Origin of the sequence: Photorhabdus viridis (assembly GCF_040256935.1) — a bacterium.
Taxonomy (GTDB): domain Bacteria; phylum Pseudomonadota; class Gammaproteobacteria; order Enterobacterales; family Enterobacteriaceae; genus Photorhabdus; species Photorhabdus viridis.
Genome location: NZ_JBEJZY010000454.1, coordinates 1 through 228, shown reverse-complemented (window position 1 = coordinate 228; position 228 = coordinate 1). Strand labels below are relative to the sequence as shown.

Sequence of the window (228 nt, the reverse complement as noted above, 5' to 3'; positions counted from 1 at the left end):
TAACGACGGGGAATTATCCGGTACACTGTCGGCATGACACTCAATGACTTAATGGCGCTGGATGACCCCGGGCAATTTCGGGTGCGGGCACTGGCGCTGCTTCAGCAACAACACGACTATATTCGCCAGCTGGAAGAGGCCCTGAAACAGGCGCAACGCTGGCGTTTTGGCGCGCACAGCGAAACCCTGCCTGCCGGTCCCAAACGCAGTCAGTTTGAGGAAGATGCC

1 pseudogene is annotated in these 228 nt (G+C 57.9%); it reads left to right on the top strand.

The features are described 5' to 3' along the window. Nucleotides 1–33: 33 nt before the first annotated feature. Nucleotides 34–228 (top strand): annotated as a pseudogene (locus ABR397_RS24120) (IS66-like element ISPlu20 family transposase); the annotation flags it as partial.